The organism is Spirosoma flavus (assembly GCF_054778555.1).
In genome coordinates, this window is record NZ_BAAGZL010000009.1 from 1 (window position 1) to 16,925 (window position 16,925).

17 protein-coding genes are annotated in these 16,925 nt (G+C 46.4%); 13 read left to right on the forward strand and 4 right to left on the reverse strand.

Going from position 1 to position 16,925, the window contains the following annotated elements; translation table 11 throughout:
* Window positions 1-221: 221 nt before the first annotated feature.
* The 3 genes from ACYVF1_RS29765 (at window position 222) to ACYVF1_RS29775 (ending at window position 3,253) form a co-directional block, all read left to right on the forward strand.
* Complete coding sequence (locus ACYVF1_RS29765) at window positions 222-713, forward strand: (2Fe-2S)-binding protein (RefSeq protein WP_461085908.1); 492 nt, start codon at window positions 222-224, stop codon at window positions 711-713.
* A gap of 2 nt (window positions 714-715) precedes the next feature.
* On the forward strand, window positions 716-2,872 hold the full coding sequence (locus ACYVF1_RS29770) for a xanthine dehydrogenase family protein molybdopterin-binding subunit (RefSeq protein ID WP_461085910.1): 2,157 nt from the start codon (window positions 716-718) through the stop codon (window positions 2,870-2,872).
* Window positions 2,873-2,956: 84 nt separating this feature from the next.
* Entirely contained in the window at window positions 2,957-3,253 is a 297-nt protein-coding gene (locus tag ACYVF1_RS29775) for an antibiotic biosynthesis monooxygenase family protein (protein WP_461085912.1), read from the forward strand.
* Window positions 3,254-3,363: 110 nt separating this feature from the next.
* Here the strand turns inward: ACYVF1_RS29775 and ACYVF1_RS29780 are convergent, their stop codons facing one another.
* The gene (locus ACYVF1_RS29780; protein WP_461085914.1) at window positions 3,364-3,738 is read right to left on the reverse strand and encodes a DUF3244 domain-containing protein; all 375 of its coding nucleotides are present in this window, start codon (window positions 3,736-3,738) and stop codon (window positions 3,364-3,366) included.
* A 439-nt stretch (window positions 3,739-4,177) separates the two neighbouring features.
* Between ACYVF1_RS29780 and ACYVF1_RS29785 the strand changes: the two genes are divergently transcribed.
* From ACYVF1_RS29785 to ACYVF1_RS29795, 3 genes are read left to right on the forward strand one after another with little or no spacing between them, the layout of a single operon-like run.
* Complete coding sequence (locus tag ACYVF1_RS29785) at window positions 4,178-5,260, forward strand: Gfo/Idh/MocA family protein (protein WP_461085916.1); 1,083 nt, start codon at window positions 4,178-4,180, stop codon at window positions 5,258-5,260.
* Window positions 5,261-5,269: 9 nt separating this feature from the next.
* Window positions 5,270-5,824 (forward strand): RNA polymerase sigma factor, encoded by a 555-nt coding sequence (locus ACYVF1_RS29790; protein ID WP_461085918.1) that lies wholly within the window; start codon window positions 5,270-5,272, stop codon window positions 5,822-5,824.
* Window positions 5,825-5,844: 20 nt separating this feature from the next.
* Window positions 5,845-6,192, forward strand: a complete 348-nt coding sequence (locus tag ACYVF1_RS29795; protein WP_461085920.1) for a hypothetical protein — start codon at window positions 5,845-5,847, stop codon at window positions 6,190-6,192.
* A 272-nt stretch (window positions 6,193-6,464) separates the two neighbouring features.
* Here ACYVF1_RS29795 and ACYVF1_RS29800 read toward each other — a convergent pair whose 3' ends face one another.
* Window positions 6,465-7,793 (reverse strand): hypothetical protein, encoded by a 1,329-nt coding sequence (locus tag ACYVF1_RS29800; protein ID WP_461085922.1) that lies wholly within the window; start codon window positions 7,791-7,793, stop codon window positions 6,465-6,467.
* A 443-nt stretch (window positions 7,794-8,236) separates the two neighbouring features.
* On the opposite strand from ACYVF1_RS29800, the gene ACYVF1_RS29805 reads away from it, so the two are divergent.
* The 5 genes from ACYVF1_RS29805 (at window position 8,237) to ACYVF1_RS29825 (ending at window position 11,847) form a co-directional block, all read left to right on the forward strand.
* Window positions 8,237-9,064 carry a carboxypeptidase-like regulatory domain-containing protein gene (locus ACYVF1_RS29805; RefSeq protein ID WP_461085923.1) on the forward strand — a complete coding sequence of 276 codons (828 nt, stop codon included), beginning with the start codon at window positions 8,237-8,239 and terminating at the stop codon, window positions 9,062-9,064.
* 181 nt (window positions 9,065-9,245) lie between these two features.
* Complete coding sequence (locus ACYVF1_RS29810; protein WP_461085925.1) at window positions 9,246-10,613, forward strand: histidine kinase; 1,368 nt, start codon at window positions 9,246-9,248, stop codon at window positions 10,611-10,613.
* Between the two features lie 165 nt (window positions 10,614-10,778).
* A complete protein-coding gene (locus ACYVF1_RS29815) occupies window positions 10,779-11,102 on the forward strand; it encodes a hypothetical protein (RefSeq protein ID WP_461085927.1) in 324 nt (107 codons plus the stop codon).
* A gap of 4 nt (window positions 11,103-11,106) precedes the next feature.
* Window positions 11,107-11,331: a hypothetical protein gene (locus ACYVF1_RS29820; protein WP_461085929.1), complete on the forward strand. Its 225-nt coding sequence runs from the start codon at window positions 11,107-11,109 to the stop codon at window positions 11,329-11,331.
* Window positions 11,332-11,424: 93 nt separating this feature from the next.
* Window positions 11,425-11,847 (forward strand): Hsp20/alpha crystallin family protein, encoded by a 423-nt coding sequence (locus ACYVF1_RS29825; RefSeq protein WP_461085931.1) that lies wholly within the window; start codon window positions 11,425-11,427, stop codon window positions 11,845-11,847.
* A 44-nt stretch (window positions 11,848-11,891) separates the two neighbouring features.
* Here the strand turns inward: ACYVF1_RS29825 and ACYVF1_RS29830 are convergent, their stop codons facing one another.
* Window positions 11,892-13,763, reverse strand: a complete 1,872-nt coding sequence (locus ACYVF1_RS29830) for a M1 family metallopeptidase (RefSeq protein ID WP_461085933.1) — start codon at window positions 13,761-13,763, stop codon at window positions 11,892-11,894.
* A 121-nt stretch (window positions 13,764-13,884) separates the two neighbouring features.
* On the opposite strand from ACYVF1_RS29830, the gene ACYVF1_RS29835 reads away from it, so the two are divergent.
* Complete coding sequence (locus ACYVF1_RS29835; RefSeq protein ID WP_461085935.1) at window positions 13,885-14,688, forward strand: hypothetical protein; 804 nt, start codon at window positions 13,885-13,887, stop codon at window positions 14,686-14,688.
* Between the two features lie 2 nt (window positions 14,689-14,690).
* Here the strand turns inward: ACYVF1_RS29835 and ACYVF1_RS29840 are convergent, their stop codons facing one another.
* Window positions 14,691-15,350, reverse strand: a complete 660-nt coding sequence (locus tag ACYVF1_RS29840) for an NAD-dependent epimerase/dehydratase family protein (protein ID WP_461085937.1) — start codon at window positions 15,348-15,350, stop codon at window positions 14,691-14,693.
* A 112-nt stretch (window positions 15,351-15,462) separates the two neighbouring features.
* Here ACYVF1_RS29840 and ACYVF1_RS29845 point away from each other — a divergent pair, with 112 nt between their 5' ends.
* Entirely contained in the window at window positions 15,463-16,833 is a 1,371-nt protein-coding gene (locus ACYVF1_RS29845) for an amidohydrolase family protein (protein ID WP_461085939.1), read from the forward strand.
* Window positions 16,834-16,925: the final 92 nt, after the last annotated feature.

Sequence of the window (16,925 nt, forward strand, 5' to 3'; positions counted from 1 at the left end):
CACCTCTTCCATGTCGAACAGAGCCGTTAAGCCCCGTACTGCCGATGGTACTGCTGTCAAAGGTGGGAGAGTAGGTAGGTGCCACCGTTGATCTAACAGAAGAAGGTCGTTGACAGCCGTCAGCGACCTTTTCTGTTTTTATAGACTTTATGCTAAGTAGAGAAGATAGTTTTTTGTATTTTCGTTGTATTGCTGTCTCTCAGTAAATTCTCTACTAATCAATGGCTATCTTCAAACTTCAAGTTAATAATCGTAGCTATCAGGCTGATGTTGATCCTGATACCCCTCTACTTTGGGTCTTACGAGACTCTCTTGGACTGCTCGGTACAAAGTATGGTTGCGGTATTGCGCAGTGTGGCGCCTGTACGGTGCATCTAAATGGCGAAGCAACGCGCTCTTGTGTTTTACCTGTATCATCTATTGGAAAATCGAAAGTTACTACCATTGAAGGTCTCTCGGCTGATGGTTCACACCCTGTTCAACAAGCTTGGGACAAAATAGACGTAGCACAATGTGGCTATTGTCAGGCTGGTCAGATTATGACGGCTGCCGCTCTGTTGAAACGTAATCCTAAGCCAACTTTAACTGAAATTGACGAAACCATGACGGGAAACTTATGTCGGTGCGGGACGTATCACCGTATCCGTGAGGCTGTGAAAACTGCCTCTAATATGTCCGCTACTACGTCAACTAAAACCTCCAAAACGAAATAGCTATGTCGACATTCGAGAATTCAAGTCGAAGAAGCTTTCTTAAGGTGGCTGCGGCTGCTGGTGGTGGACTTCTCTTAGGGTTCAACTGGAGTGATTCTGAAGCTGCGATGTCAACTGCATCTGGGGTAGTATCTTCCACAGCAGGAGTTGATTTTAACAGCTTTTTATCTATTGATCCTCAGGGAGTCATTACTATTTTATCACCTAATCCCGAAGTCGGGCAAGGTATAAAAACTGCGTTTCCAATTATTGTTGCTGAAGAATTGGATGCTGACTGGACCAAAGTTGTCGTAGAGCAGGCTCCACTCGATACCAAGAAGTTTGAGCGTCAGGTAGCTGGCGGTAGTGGTTCAATCCCACATTCATGGAAACGGCTGCGCGTCGCTGGAGCAACGGCTCGTTTAATGCTGATAGAAGCGGCTGCGAAACGCTGGTCTGTTCCAACATCTGAGTGCAAAACCAGCAAAGGCTTCGTTACCCATCAGTCTAGCAATCGCCGATTGAGTTACGGTGAACTGGCAACCGAAGCCGCCAAAATTCCAGTACCGACGGATGTCCCCCTGAAAGAGAAGAAAGATTATACCCTGATTGGTACTACGGTCAAGAATGTAGATAACCCTAAAATCATCACAGGGAAGCCGTTATTTGGGCTTGATTTTTACCGGGAAGGAATGCTTTTTGCCATGCTGCAACGTCCTGCATTTGGCTATAAACTTAAATCGGTAAACACAGAAGCGGTAAAAGCAATGCCAGGTATCACCAACGTCGTTACGTTCGACAATAACGTAGCCGTTGTTGGAAAATCGACCTGGCAAGTGAAAAAGGCCAAGGATGCCTTAAAGATCGAATGGGAAAAAGCGGATGCACTGGAAAGTACAGCCGATCATAATCGATTGTTTAAGGAAATGCTCGACAGTTCGGAAGCAACCGTTCGTCGGAAAGATGGCGATGTAGAAACAGCATTTAAAAATGCGGCAAAGGTTGTTAAATCGGAATATCAATGCCCGTTTCTACCGCATAATCCATTGGAGCCGATGAATTTTTTCGCCCACGTACGTGCCGACGGAGCAGAACTAGTTGGGCCTACACAAACCCCTGAACTGGCACGTAACGAAACCGCTAAGCTGTTGGGAATCGCACCGGAAAAAGTAACGGTACAACTCACACGTATGGGAGGTGGTTTTGGTCGTCGACTGAAAGCTGATTACGTACTGGAAGCCGTGAACGTATCGAAACTGGTAAATGCGCCTGTAAAATTGATATGGACGCGAGAAGACGATATGACTGGTGGAAGCTACCGTCCGGCGGTACGTTATCGCTTCGAAGCCGCGCTGGATGCACAAGGCATGATGATTGGCTACAAACTGCGTGGAGCTAGTATTAATGCCGGTAACGCAACTCGCGAAGACAATTTCCCATCAGGAGCGGTTGATAATTTATTGATCGACAGCATTGACCATAAATCGCCAATCACGACGGGTCCCTGGCGGGCGCCGATCACAAACTTCCTGGCATTTGCCGAGCAATCATTTTTGGATGAAGTAGCACAAGCGGCTGGTAAAGATCCTGTTCAATTTCGGCTGGAACTGTTGAATAAAGCAAAACAGAAACCTACGGGTGCCATTAAGTACGATATCGACCGAATGATAGGTGTTATTGAACTGGCTGCTGAAAAATCAGGCTGGGGTAAAAAGAAAGGAGCCGATGGGAAACCATTAGCTCAGGGCTTCAGCGTCTATTTCTCGCACCGCTCCTACGTAGCACAGGTGGGTGAAGTCGTCGTGCAAAAGGGTAAACCCGTACTTCAGAAAGTGTATTCAGCTGCCGATTGTGGTATTGTCGTAAATCAGAGTGGAGCTCAGCAGCAGGTACGTGGTTGCGTGGTCGATGGAATTGGCCACGCGATGTACGGAAAAATTACATTTAAAGATGGCATGCCCGAACAGAAAAACTTCAACGAGTTCCGACTAATTCGTCTAGCCGAAGTTCCAGAAGTCGAAGTACATTTTGTTGAAAACAACATCGAACCAACCGGATTAGGAGAACCCTCTCTACCACCTGCTGGAGCAGCTGTTGCCAACGCTATCTTTAAAGCAACAGGCAAACGACTTCGCAGCCAGCCCTTTATCGAGCAGGACGAATTTAAAGGCGTGTCATAGTTACGTAGGCTATATGATGTATAAAATTTATACATCATATAGCCTACGTAAAAATTCTCAATCTTCACTTTTCCCAATAGATTTATGTTTGCTCGTGTAATCCAATTTTCCATGAAGCCGGAAACTATGACCGAAGCGGTTAATTATTTTCGCGAATCGGTTGGGCCCGAATTGAAAAAGATTGATGGCTTTAAGAATGGTAGAATATTAACAAATCCTGAGACAAACAAAGGGCTCATGGTAACAATTTGGGAGACTGAAGAACATCGACAGGCCGCCGAAAACAGCGGGTTCCTTCAAGACGTACTGAAGCAAATGAAAAGCTACTTTGCTGGTCCGCCAACTGTTGATTATTATGAAGTAAATGTACAGGTAGCCTAAATCAGAAAGTAAACATGCCGTTTCTATATAATGACAATTGAAAACAATAAGCCCCTAAAAACAGCCTTTTGCTTGTTCTTAGGGGCTTAGTAATGTTAGAGTGTTACGTCCTATTGCATCGCAATGGTACGTACGGGCTTTTGCACCGGTGGCGTCGTCAAGTTGAGCTGCTTACGGATGCTGCCTTTTTCTGATTTGAATTCCAATTCATACATACCGTCAACCAAAGCGTCAACGTCCAGTTTTACAGCGTAGGCTGATTCTTTCTTGCCAATATTCTGCCGATAAAGCACTTCCTGATTTTTGTTACGTAACAAAATCGTAACTACCGCATCTGCTTCTTTCTGTACGACTACGCGGATCTGATTATTAGTCGTTACATAAGCGCTAGCCTCAAACGACAGGGCGTTAGGCGTAGTAGGATTCATAAACGTAGCGGCACTCAACATAAGAGAAACGGCTACTTTGCTCATTAGTGTTAACATGGTAGTGTAATGTTTAAAGAGGTTGTAAAATTTGTTGTTTATCTGATTACTCTATGTAAGCCAAAGCTTGTGCCAACTATTTTATATGTTTGATAGTCAGTGATTTGGCTGTTTGTGCCATATGAATTACTGTCCGTTGGCGGACAAGTTTCGTTCACTTGCGGACAAAATTACCTGATGAGTTTAAGGGCAGAAACGATTAATGTAATGAGCCGTTTGTTTTGCCTAGTGAACTGAATAAAACGAAAGTTTAAATGGTAATGAATTTTATAAACTAATTGGATATCAGACTAAATGACGTAGTAAATCGATGTTGTTCTTTGGATAGCGCGGCAATTCAAAATGGACGTATCAGTTGATACGTTGCTATTGTTTCAACCCAACCCGGTATTTTTACGGATCCCCAAAAGGGGTCTATCTTCTATTTGTAAATTCAATTATGTCAACGTCATCTAAACTCCTGCGTGTGCTTGTTGTCGGTTGCGGCAATATGGGTTCATCACACGCTATTGCTTATAAAACCATTGGCGGCTTTGAAATCTGTGGTATTGTATCGACCGGAAATAGTAAAGTTGTACTTAACGAACGACTGGGAGGAGGTTACCCACTGTTTGATGATTACGCGAATGCACTAGCCGAAACAAAACCCGATGCCGTTTGCATTTCAACCTATCCCGATACACACGAGCGCTTTGCTCTGATGGCGTTTGAGCAGGGATGCCATGTTTTTATTGAAAAACCTATTGCGGATACAGTTGAAGGGGCCGAACGGGTAATGGAAGCCGCTCAGAAAGCCGATAAAAAGTTGGTAGTAGGTTATATCCTACGCCACCATCCTTCCTGGGAAAAATTCGTGGAGATCGCCCGAGAAATGGGTAAGCCGCTGGTAATGCGTATGAACCTCAACCAGCAGAGCCATGGCACGATGTGGACGGTTCATCGAAATCTGATGAAAAGTCTCAGTCCGATTGTCGATTGCGGGGTACACTATATTGATGTCATGTGCCAGATGACCCGCTCGAAACCTGTGCAGGTGAACGCCATTGGTGCCAGATTGACCAACGATATTCCAGCTAATAACTACAATTACGGCCAGTTGCAGATCCGCTTTGAAGACGGCTCAGTGGGCTGGTACGAAGCGGGTTGGGGCCCTATGATGAGCGAAACAGCCTTTTTTGTAAAAGACGTAATTGGGCCGGAAGGCTGTGTGTCCATCGTCGCCAAAAACGCCGGAGGTACTGGAAAATCCGATAACGTAGATTCGCATACTAAAACCGAATCGTTACGTGTACACCGTGCCAATCTCAACAACGAAGACCAGTTCACAGAAGAAGATACGTGGATTGATATGCAAGACGAGCCTGATCATCAGGAGCTTTGCAACCGCGAACAACGCTATTTTCTAAAAGCAATTCAGGAAGATATCGACCTGACCGAACATATGCAGGATGCTGTTAATAGCCTTCGGATTGCGTTTGCCTGCGATGAATCGGTTCGGACTGGGCAACCGGTGATGTTGTAACTACGTAGCATGTCCGACGCACCCAAACGTACTATCGGAACAACCGTTAAGCAGTATGGCAACAAACTGTTACGGTTTATTCGTGGTCAGGTACGTTCGGATGAAGATGCCGAGGATATTCTACAAGATGTCTGGTATCAACTGAGTAAAGTAGTTGATCTTGAAGAGATTGGTAGCATGAGCGGGTGGCTTTATCAGGTAGCCCGCAACCGGATTGTCGATACGTATCGCCGGAGAAAAGAGGACTCGTTGAGCGATTTGACTGTCGATGATGAGGATAGTGAAAACTTCCGTTTTCGGGATATTTTATTGTCGGACGCCCAAACGCCGGAAGACCAGTTTTTTAAAGATATCTTCTGGGAAGAACTCATGCGCGCGCTCGACGAACTTCCCGAAAATCAACGTAACGTATTTGTATGGAATGAGTTGGAAGACAAGACGTTGCAAGAGATAGCTGATCAAACCAACGAGAATCTAAAAACCATTATTTCCCGGAAACGTTACGCGGTGCAGCACCTTCGCAAACGACTGCAATCCTTGTATGACGAACTGGATAATTTATAGCTGACAAGAACCCGAAACGTATGGAATCCCGTCGCTCGAAACGTCCCCGACGTATTTTCTTCCCGTTCTTTTTCCTGTTCGCCTTTATGGCGCTTACCGGCGTGGTGTATGGACTGTGGAACAACGTATTGATAAACGTAATACCTGTGAAAGCGGTAACGTATTGGCAGGCAATGGGTTTGCTAATTTTATTCCGAATACTACTGGGCGGCTTTAGATTTGGTCCGCCGGGTGGCCGTTCGTTTAATGGTGGACCAGCTCACTGGCGTGATAAGTGGCGAAACATGAGCGAGGAAGAAAGGGCAAAATTTAAAAATGAGTGGCGACGACGTGGCCCCTGGGGAAAAAGCGAAAGCGAGGAGAGCTGACAAAAAGGTTTTGCTACGTTGGTATCATCGACAAATTCAGGCAATCCATCTATGTTTATCCGGCTGTTGTCTAGTTGATTTTTTCATCCAGGCTATTGTAGCCAATTTTGATTTTCGATTAATGGATAGAAAAGTAAAGCGGATTCGCCCTGCGGATTCGCTTTTTTGTTTTGGGTGTATCCTTTGAGCCAACTTTATAGTCAGCTCAAAGGATACGTAGCGACAGCAGGAGGGTACTCGCATTCGTAGTTCCGAATTGCATCCAGCAGCAATTACAACTTCATGACTGGCATTCGAAAAGTGCCTTTCAGAGAAACTTTCTCTAACTTAAAGTTTTTGTTACAAACTCCCGTTCGGCGATAGCAAATGCCAGCGAACGAGCCTGTTACGTAGCGAACGCCATTAATTGATTCGATAAGATCAATGGTAAGCCCGTTGGGAGAAGGGTGGCACAATCCATCGCAATCGCCGTCATAGAAACTAATATAGGCGTCGGGAATCTCGCCATTTTGGGTAACAGACGAATAGACGGCCTGCATAGTGTTTGGTTTCTCGTCTCCACACTTAGAATAGGTATAATAGCCTTCATGTAAATCATTGGCATTGACTTCCAGCATCATAACGTACGAGCCAACACTACCTTCTAAAATTACACGATCGGCTATGCGTGCGCAGGAAAAACTGCTGGAACCCCTGGTGTTATTATCAGCGGTCAGTGTAAAAAATGTTCCGTCACCTACATAAATCTGGCAGAAAAGCGTGATTTTGAACTTCTTACCCTCAAACTCCAGATCAGCCGTTACCTGAACCGGATTCTGGGCGGGGGGCTGGCCGGGAGCGGTGTATTTGGCACCCGATGCTTTTGGATCTACCGTTAACTGGCCTTCGCCAAATAACTTCCAGTTCGAGCCAAAGCCAGTTTTTGCCTTCAAGGGCTTTTCGGTGCTGTCTTTTGGATAATCCGGACTCGATGTGAGAAGTCCTGCGTATAGATCAACGGATTTGCCACAAGGAACGTATTCCGTGCCATTTGTATTCGATGAACCGATAGCCGCAAATTCCAGCTGAGCCAGTTCATAAGGCGTCCAGTCGCTGAAATGGTGCATGGGTACGTTGATTTCGTGCTTGCTGACGTTAACACTGGCCCCTGCTACGTCGTACCAGATGCCGTTACTACGTTGGTAAGCAATTCCCAGATTCTCAACGTCTTTGCTCGATAACTTCTTTTCGTCATACTGAAACGTCAACGTAGCGGCTTGGCGAAACGTTAGTCCTTCAGGCGAAAACCGGAACGCCTGCGCCAGACCGTTCGGATTTTTATTGGTAATGGGCTGAATCGTAATATCCGTTGCCTTCGTGAGTGCACCGGCCGGTATTCGTAATTGCGCGCTGCCATCGGCTGTGCTGATAGTACCCCCTTCCGGCCCAATAACTTTGCTTACTAATGCTCCCTGCGGTTGTCCTACTTCGGTAACCGTGCCCGATTGCTCAACGCCTGGTGGAACAGGCAAAGGCTGTGGATTCTTGTCTACATCGTGTTTACAGGCTGTTAGTGAGAGGACTAGTCCCAAACCGCAAAAAAGATAATGGTGTACTTTCATAATACTACGTTATTAGTGTTCATTAGCGGGTTGTTGTACCGCTTTTATGACACAAAGGTGCTTTGACTGGCCGCGCTGCTCCCACTGAAACCAAGCTGAATTGTTAGAAGTAACGTATCAATTGCTACAGAATAATGGCCATCCGTCGATTGAACTCGATTCGTATGGGCTGAAAATGAGAAGTATTAGAATCGGTTTGGGTTTTCCGGAGACTGACTGATCTGGTAGAAAATAGCTGCTGCTTTTACAGAAAAAGTAAGATTCTGCTCATCAACTGTTCTTCACAATTCATGCTCAATTGTTCTCAGTTGGCCACTCAAATAAATCATTTGATACCCTAGCGCGTTGATCGGCTATTTTCCGAACAGCAGTTTTGCATCGTTGGGGCTGGAGCTGCCTACAATCAACCTCTTTTTTAAACCAAACAAGCTGTAAACAACATCATGATGAATCTTCTGTCCAAACGTATCATTGCTGGCGCCGTTTTGTTAACGGTAAGCAGTTTATTAACACTTACTGCCTGCGAAACTAAACCAGGTGTAGATCCTGATAACAGTACAACCAAGCCAACCGACGGCGGTAATACGGACAACGGTAAAACCGATGGAAAAGCTGGCTATTTGATTGGAACCGTTACCGATCCTCAAGGTAAACCCCTGTCCCGCGCTACGATCTTCACCGACAATACTGTATTTAAGGGACGTGGTTCTGAAGTAAACACAGCAACAAACGGTACGTATCAGGTGCAGTTGGTGAAAGATCTGGGACAATGGATTGCCAAAGGTTATATTTTGAAGCAATACAATGACCGGGTTTATAAAATTAACCTGGAGGCCGAAAATCCTGACTCGTTTACGGAAGACGAAAAACCCATCCGTAATTTTCAATGGAAACTAACCGGGCACACGCCCGACCTCAGTCTGGATTTGTACTACGGTGGTACCGTTGAGACGTTCCGCGATCTGAACGCAGACGATCTTCGCGATAACGAAAACATCGAGTTTACGTTCAAACCGGTTGGACCGCTAATCGATGGCTCTACGGGTAAAACACTAACACTACGTAGCAAAAAGCGGTACGATTCCTTTATCAAGGACGTAGCAATCGGTCGATACGTAGTGACGGCTGTCTATAAGCCAACGGGAAAAGCGTTGAAAGTACGTGACGTTTACGAAAGTGGTGAATATGCTACGTCCATCACCGTTGATTTTACCGGTCGTGAATCAGCTACCCGTTCCAACATGATGGGCATCGGGTACACGAATCAGTAGTTTGAGTGCCCGACAGGCTCTGGCTGTCGGTTATAGCCGCTAATTCGCCAGCATGGTTTCAATACCGTGCTGGCTTGGCTATTTATCAGGCCGAAACTATAGCGCTTGTCGCGATAGGGCATACAACAAAAGATGAAGTTGTGTATCTTTAGTATGCGTATTTAAATGGCAATTTGCGGGTATGTCGGGTGAAGATGTAATGTTTTGTTATTTAGGAGCAGTTGGCTCAATTGTCATCATCAATGCCGTGCAGTGGGGCCTTTCCCGCAACCTGATTTACGCCCTGTTTACCTTACACATACTGCCTTCGCTAGTAAATGCGACCATATTCAGTTTAGAGCTGACGAAGCTGGAACGTACCCTGACCTACGACGTAACGCTGGGTATTGCTCATATTTGCTACGTAGCGCTGGTCGATCGCTTTTTTGACCTCAGGCAACGAGAGCCGCGTCTGCACCAATGGTTTCGTAGTTTCCAGATACTGCTGGCGGTTCAGATGGTGGTTGACATTGGCATCGATTTCTCGCAAACGAATCGCTCGACGAATGGATTTTTATGGTTTGCAACCATCCTGACGGGACTGTTTTTTGTAGGTATCTGCCTGATCAGCATGTGGGTAGCAGCTCAGCGTCGGGATATTGTTGGGCGGCTGTTTTTATTAGGAAGTTTTCTGATGTTTCTCGATGAAACACGGGCCGTCATTTCGTTTAGCGGATTACTATGGGAAGCTCAGCCCGATTCTCCTACAGCAACTAAAAACTGGTTGCTGATTCCAATGGAGATAATTATTATCCTGGAATTGCTTTGTTTTTCACTGTGTTTTCTGTTCTGGCAACGCCAACTGGCCGTTAAGCAAGCCGTTGAGCAGACGCGTGTAGAGGAACAGCTCGTTCATGAACGCGGGCAGCGACTGCGCGAATCGCTGGAAGCTGAACTAGCTCGTCAGCGCTTGGAGCAGGAAAAAACGGATGTTCAGCTTCGGGCTTTACAGGCGCAGGTTAATCCTCACTTTTTATTTAATAGCCTCAATTCACTGTCTGCGCTCATTGAAGACGATCCGCCAAGGGCAGGCCAATTTGTTGACGAACTCAGTGTGGTTTATCGTTATTTATTAAAAGCCAATGACCAGCAACTGACCACATTGGCCAACGAATTGGCTTTCATTCAGGCTTATTATCATCTGTTAAAAACGCGGTATGGCACCAGTCTGACGTTGAATGTGGCAGTTGATCCTGATGTTAACGCCTATTTACTGCCACCTCTATCGCTGCAATTGCTGGTTGAAAACGCCGTCAAACATAACGTAGTGTCAGCCAGTCGCCCGCTATTTGTTGATATCTATACCGATGCCGACGGTCAATTGATTGTACGAAATAACCTGCAACGCAAAAAAACGCGGGTGTTGTCGAACGGAGTTGGGTTGACCGCCATTATTCACCAATATCATCAGCTCAGACAACCCGCTCCTGAAATAAGCGAAGCCGAAGGTCAGTTTAGTATTCGCCTGCCGCTTATCGTGCCAACAATTGAGGCTGAGGTTGCTACGTAGCATTTATTGATTTTACGAATACCTAAAAAGCCCTGTAGAGTGATTCTACAGGGCTTTTTTTTAGCTGGTAAAAAATAATTGATAAAATTTCTAACAGCGTTTAAAGTATTTCGCAGCGTAGCCCGTCATCCTCTTTGAACACAATACTAAACGTAAACAAAGACGATGAACAACACCCTGTTAAAATCAATACTGGCCGGATTACTCATTGGAGCGGCCCTATTTATTATGCCGTTCTTCCTGCTACGGTTCTTTATCTTCATTTTCATTATTGGTCTCTTATTCAGGCTCTTCGGTCGGGGGCGTTACCGCCGGGGCTGGGGTCGTGGTTGGGGATATGGCCCCGGTCCGATGCCTGCCTTCGCTGACCGAATCCGGCAGATGAGCGATGAAGAATATAACCAATTCAAACAACGCTACTCGGGCAATTACTACGGGTATGACGCGCCGAAAGAAAATAAAGAGAACCAAACACCTGAAAACAATTAAAAACATGAGACAACGAATGAATCCCTGGGTAGTCGTACTAACGGCTGCCGTTACCTTCGGAAGCCTGATGGCTTTTGTCGGTCCCCGTTCGTATGGACATCGGTATTGGGGCCACTACGGCTACTATCGAGGGTTTGACCGCGGTTACGGCCACGATGGTAACTGCGGTAACTGGCGCCACGAGAAAGGTCAACAGGATCAAACTCATCCTGATTCACTAGATCTATAATTTGACGTATGATATAGGGTGTATGATGCATTTGGTATCAAGTCATACACCCTATATCATAAATTCCCCACTACTATCTAACAGACACGACCTATGTTTAATCATAACCATGCCGGGCAACGATTCGCCCGAGGACACCATCCCGGTGCACATTTTTTCGATCGATTCAAAGGAGCCACTTCTTTCCGCCGACCCAAATACAATGTTCCTATCAATATTATTGACCACGATACGTATTTTGAGGTCCACGTTTATGCACTTGGCTTCCATAAAGAGAACATTACTGTTTCGGTTTCGGACGACTTATTAACTATTGGTGGTACACGTACTATCGACGAAACCCAGAAGCCAACATTTTTACGGCAGGAATATCCGATCAAATCGTTTGAGCGAGTGGTGCAATTGAACGATAAAATCGACGTGGCAACTATCTCTGCCAAACAGGAAAACGGCGTATTGGTTGTTACGTTGCCCAAAAAATCCAGCGCCCCCGGTGTAACGATTGAGGTAATGTAATATGGATACGTAGCGTGGGTGGCCACCCACGCTACGTATCCATATTACTTCGCTTTCCAATTATTATTACTCATATCTGCATCCATAAAAATACCTCCGTCCAGTTTAATCGACTGGACTTTTTTATTGGTTGCCAGTTTAACAACGGCCTGTTTCTGATTGGCTTGCCAGATGGAAGGCGTTTGATGATACGTCTGTGTGGTGCCATCGGCGAACGTAGCGATAATATCGACCGGTGCTACGTATCCGCCGATGTTCTGTAACGTAACGGTCGTTTGTGAACCGGATGCTGCTACGTTCTGAATACCGAAATCGATGTAATTATTACTGAAAAACCAGTTGTTCCAGAACCAGTTGAGGTCTTTGCCTGACGCATTGTTGAATGTCAGAAACATATCCCAGGGCGAGGGGTGTTTGCCGTGCCAGCGATTGATGAATTCGTGAAGCGACTTTTTAAACACTACGTCGCCCAGTAACTCTTTGAGCGCCAGATAGCCAATGGCAGCTTTGCCATATTCATTATTGCCCATCGCTACGCCACTCAGTACGTTGGTTGGTATAATAATCGGTAAATCCTCCTCCGCCGACGGATCATTAGCCCAGGAATTGACCCGAAACATCTTGAAGTTCTGAGAAGCCTTTTCATTGCCCAAATCCGACTGGCCAATCAGGTATTCGAAAGCGGTTGTCCAGCCTTCATCCATAAATCCGTAGCACGTTTCGTTGATACCCATGTAAAAAGGGAAGTATGTGTGCGCGATTTCGTGCTCGGCTACAAACCGCGAAAAATTCAGATCGGGTGTGCTGCTGTCGTTCACCATCATTGGATATTCCATGTCGGCAAAACCCTGCACAAGCGTCGTTTTGGGGTAGGGATAAGGTATACCAGGCCAGTTGTTTGAAAACCAGTTGAGCGAATGCCGACCAAAACTCACCATCTGATGAAAGTCGGCGGCATTATCTTTAAAGGCGGCCTGCACACTTGCCCGTCGACCGGTAGCTTTGTCAACCACTACGCTTGATGCATCCCAAACATATTGATTACTAATGCACAAAGCCATATCCGATACGTAGTCGCCTTTCCAGCGCCAGGTGTTTGTAGCCTGCTGCGCTGTTACGTTCCGGGCTGCTACGTCCTGAGCCGTTGCTACGTGAATCAGTGAATCAGTTTTCATGGATTCGTCCAGGCGCTTGGCGAAGGTAGGTTGTAAAACTTCATTGGCGTTCAATAAGTTACCCGTTGCCCAGACGAGGTAATCTTTTGGAACCGTTACGTTCAGCGTATAATCGTTGAAGTCATTATAAAATTCCTGTGCTTCGGTGAACGGCGTCTGATCCCAGCCATAATAATCGTCGCGAACGGCTACACGCGGGTAAAAGTAAGCCAGGAAAAAGGTCGTGGAATCAAGTACGCCTTCGCGACCGCTCTCAATCGATACGTCATAATGCCAATCGAACGCCAGCTTCGTTGAATCGTGCGGCATTATGGGCTTGGTGAGCTGCATCCGGAGCACTGTGCCAACCCCCTGGCTCGGCCACTGGCGTGCTACGTCATTTTCCGTGTATTTATCGATGTGAATACCCGAAGTCAGGTAATCGTCTGACACCTGCCCCTGGCGGACTGCGCCCGGTTTGTGAGCGTTCATAAACAACTTGAATACAAGATACCTCAGCGTATCCGGACTATTATTTATGTACGTAATCTGCTCTGTTCCGCGAATGGTGCGGTTCGGCGGGGCGGCTGTGACGGAAATAGCGTAGCGGGCCGTATTTTGCCAGTAATTTTTACCGGGTTTGCCATCCATCGAGCGCGTTCCTTTCTGATACGCTTTCTTTACATTTCGAGGCATATACAGCGATTGTGCCTGTGTTAAGACCGCTGAGAGTAGTAAGCAAAAGAAAATAAGTTTTTTCATAGGGATATTATGGCTGTCTTAGATAGGTTTATGACAAACAGCTAAACTACGCGAAAACCCGTTGATGTGTTTGAGAGAATAGGATAAACGGTAAACTAACGAAACAGAAATTACAGAAAATATGCAGAATTTTTGTTGGTTGATGCGAGTAACTCTGGCTTTGCTGATAGTGAGCAATACGCTTTGTTCTGGTCAGAAAGCGCAAGAAATCAGGCGTTTTCAGCCGAAGCTGGTTCAGCAGGGCGTGGCCGTTGATCAAACCTATTTCTACGTAGTGAATAACCATTCGCTGACGAAACACACCAAAACGGATGGGAAACAGGTAGCTGCCTGGGAGGATACGACGGGTTTGCTGAAGCACTTGAATAGTGGCGTAGTGATCGGACAAAAGCTTTATTGTACGCACTCAAATTACCCGAACGTACCAATGGCGAGTTCTATCGAAATCTTCGATACGTCGACGCTACGTCATATTGGTACTCACAGTTTTGGGCTATTTCCTGGTTCGGTCACCTGGGCCGATTTTTACAAAGGCTATTGGTGGGTGGCGTTTGCCAATTATTCAGACAAAGCATCCGCTGAAGGACGCGATAATCGCTGGACTACGTTAGTGAAGTTTAACGAAAATTGGCAACAGCTTGAAGCCTGGAATTTCCCCGACAACGTATTACAGGCATTTGCGCCAAAAAGTACGTCCGGCGGCACCTGGGGCCTTGATGGCCTGATCTACTGCACCGGCCACGATAAACCCGAACTTTACGTACTGAAACTCCCCGAGCGGGGCTCTACGTTGCAATACGTTAAAACCATTCCAACCGTCAGTGAGGGGCAAGCCTTCGCCATCGACCGAAGTCGTAGAGATAAACTTGTGTTGTATGGCATTACCCGCAAGGATAATTACGTAGTGGTGTCGGTGGTGGAGTGACTTCAGGCTCTAGCGACCTCCACGATGTCCCTGACTTCCAGGATGTGTTTGGGTGCTCCTTTCGTGGCTACGTTAATCATAGCCTGACCGACTTCTGCCAGCGTACAGAAACCGCCCGGAAAAAGAGCGCGGCCAATCGGGTAGAGCCAGCTGATGTATTTGTAGGCACTGAGTACGTTTTTCTGACCGGGTGTAGCCTTCATGAAGCCCGGCCTGAACATGCACGCGTTTTTGAAGAGTCGCATGATGGCATTTTCGGTAGCTCCTTTCACGCGCGCCCAGCCCACTCGGCCTTGTTCGGTGCTGTCGGTGCCGCTGCCCGATACGTAGCAGAACGTCAGATCCGGGTTGATTTTGGCTAATATATTGGCCATGTGCATCGTGAGGTCATACGTCATACGCTTGTAATCTTCCTTACTCATCCCAACCGATGAGACGCCCAAACAGAAAAAACAGGCGTCGTAGCCCTTGAGTTGTTGTTCAACTGGCGTCAGGTCGAAGAAATCGGTATGAATGATTTCACGTACTTTCGGGTGCGATACGCCGGTTGGCTTTCGGTTAATAAGCAGAATTTCAGCGACATCAGGATGTGAGAGACATTCGAGCAATACGCCTTCCCCCACCATGCCCGTAGCTCCGGTAATAATTACGTTTATAGCCATGCCATTGAAAGGTGCAAATGATGTAGTTTGTTGGGTGAATTAAATAAATTTACAACAGCCAAGTTAGCCTATTCCGTAAATTATTGCCATTTCTTTAATCCCTTTTTAAACTATGCGAGTCCTCATTCTAACCCTATTCAGCCTGCTCCTGGTCTCCTGCTCGTTGCTCACCGCTCAGGAATTAACCAGTAATCAGCAACGCGAAATTGTTTTTCGCTCGGTCAATGTTATTCCGATGGATCGGGAGCGCGTACTTGAAAACCAGATGGTTGTCGTGAAAAACGGTCATATAACGGCAATGGGAAATGAGGGTAGCGTTAAGTTCGGAAAAGATGCGTTGGTGGTAGATGCTAAAGGGAAATACCTGACGCCGGGATGGGCCGAAATTCACGCTCACGTACCGCCTATCGACGATATTGAGCCGATGAAAGAGGTGTTGCTTTTATATCTGACAAACGGCATCACCACCATTCGGGGCATGCTGGGTCATCCCAAGCACCTGGAGCTACGTGATAAAATTAACAGTGGCGAAATTTTGGGGCCGCACTTCTACGCAACCGGACCGTCATTCAATGGACAAACCGTAAAGACGGCCGAACGTGGTGCCGAAATGGTACGTGAACAGAAAGCCGCTGGTTACGATTTCCTGAAACTTCACCCCGGCCTGACGAAAGAAACGTTCCCAGCCATCGCTAAAACGGCTCACGAAGTCGGGATTCCCTTTGTGGGACATGTATCGTTCAATGTGGGCGTTTGGATGGCTATCAATGCCAATTATTCCTCGATTGACCATTTAGATGGTTTTATCGAAGCCATTACACCCGGTTCTGATACGTTGGTGGAGCGTGAAACGGGGCAGTTCGGTGCCTGGATTGCGTATCGGACCGATGAATCACGCATTCCAAAACTGGTGAATGGTCTTCGCGAGCATAAAATTCGGGTGGTGCCCACACAGGCGCTGGCCGAACGGTGGCTATCGCCGATGCCCGCCGAAACCTACACCAAAGCGCCGGAGATGAAATACATGAAAGCTTCTGATATTCAGAACTGGACAAACGCCAAGAATAACTACACCAATAATCCGCAATTCTCGAAAGACCACGCCCAAAAGCTGATCGAGATTCGTCGTAAACTAATTCTTGCTTGTCAGAAAAACGGTGTCGAATTGCTATTAGGCTCCGATGCGCCACAGGTTTTCAACGTACCGGGTTTTTCGATTCATCACGAAATGAAATACATGGTCGATGCTGGCCTGACACCTTATGAAGTGTTACGTTCGGGCACGGTCAACGTAGCATCTTATCTCAACCATCCGGATTGGGGCACGATCAAGGTTGGTAACGTATCAGATTTGGTCCTTTTAAATGGTAACCCGTTGAAAGACATTGGCCAAACGCGTAACATCGAAGGCGTAATGATGGGAAATAAGTGGCTCTCAAAAGAATATATTCAGGCTACGCTTAAAAAATTGGAGAAACAATAGTGTAATGCATTGATAATTAGTGTTGTGTAGCAAATATAGTAGTATGAGGAGACTGTTGTGAAAATGTGAAAAAATAAGAAAAATCCAATTGT

Bases quoted from the DNA above. Each gene is read 5' to 3' on its own strand.
- ACYVF1_RS29785 (WP_461085916.1), top strand. From the start codon at position 4,178: ATGTCAACGTCATCTAAACTCCTGCGTGTGCTTGTTGTCGGTTGCGGC.
- ACYVF1_RS29775 (WP_461085912.1), top strand. From the start codon at position 2,957: ATGTTTGCTCGTGTAATCCAATTTTCCATGAAGCCGGAAACTATGACC.
- ACYVF1_RS29805 (WP_461085923.1), top strand. From the start codon at position 8,237: ATGATGAATCTTCTGTCCAAACGTATCATTGCTGGCGCCGTTTTGTTA.
- ACYVF1_RS29790 (WP_461085918.1), top strand. From the start codon at position 5,270: ATGTCCGACGCACCCAAACGTACTATCGGAACAACCGTTAAGCAGTAT.
- ACYVF1_RS29800 (WP_461085922.1), bottom strand. From the start codon at position 7,793: ATGAAAGTACACCATTATCTTTTTTGCGGTTTGGGACTAGTCCTCTCA.
- ACYVF1_RS29830 (WP_461085933.1), bottom strand. From the start codon at position 13,763: ATGAAAAAACTTATTTTCTTTTGCTTACTACTCTCAGCGGTCTTAACA.
- ACYVF1_RS29770 (WP_461085910.1), top strand. From the start codon at position 716: ATGTCGACATTCGAGAATTCAAGTCGAAGAAGCTTTCTTAAGGTGGCT.
- ACYVF1_RS29815 (WP_461085927.1), top strand. From the start codon at position 10,779: ATGAACAACACCCTGTTAAAATCAATACTGGCCGGATTACTCATTGGA.
- ACYVF1_RS29845 (WP_461085939.1), top strand. From the start codon at position 15,463: ATGCGAGTCCTCATTCTAACCCTATTCAGCCTGCTCCTGGTCTCCTGC.
- ACYVF1_RS29765 (WP_461085908.1), top strand. From the start codon at position 222: ATGGCTATCTTCAAACTTCAAGTTAATAATCGTAGCTATCAGGCTGAT.
- ACYVF1_RS29820 (WP_461085929.1), top strand. From the start codon at position 11,107: ATGAGACAACGAATGAATCCCTGGGTAGTCGTACTAACGGCTGCCGTT.
- ACYVF1_RS29810 (WP_461085925.1), top strand. From the start codon at position 9,246: ATGTCGGGTGAAGATGTAATGTTTTGTTATTTAGGAGCAGTTGGCTCA.
- ACYVF1_RS29780 (WP_461085914.1), bottom strand. From the start codon at position 3,738: ATGTTAACACTAATGAGCAAAGTAGCCGTTTCTCTTATGTTGAGTGCC.
- ACYVF1_RS29835 (WP_461085935.1), top strand. From the start codon at position 13,885: ATGCAGAATTTTTGTTGGTTGATGCGAGTAACTCTGGCTTTGCTGATA.
- ACYVF1_RS29795 (WP_461085920.1), top strand. From the start codon at position 5,845: ATGGAATCCCGTCGCTCGAAACGTCCCCGACGTATTTTCTTCCCGTTC.
- ACYVF1_RS29840 (WP_461085937.1), bottom strand. From the start codon at position 15,350: ATGGCTATAAACGTAATTATTACCGGAGCTACGGGCATGGTGGGGGAA.
- ACYVF1_RS29825 (WP_461085931.1), top strand. From the start codon at position 11,425: ATGTTTAATCATAACCATGCCGGGCAACGATTCGCCCGAGGACACCAT.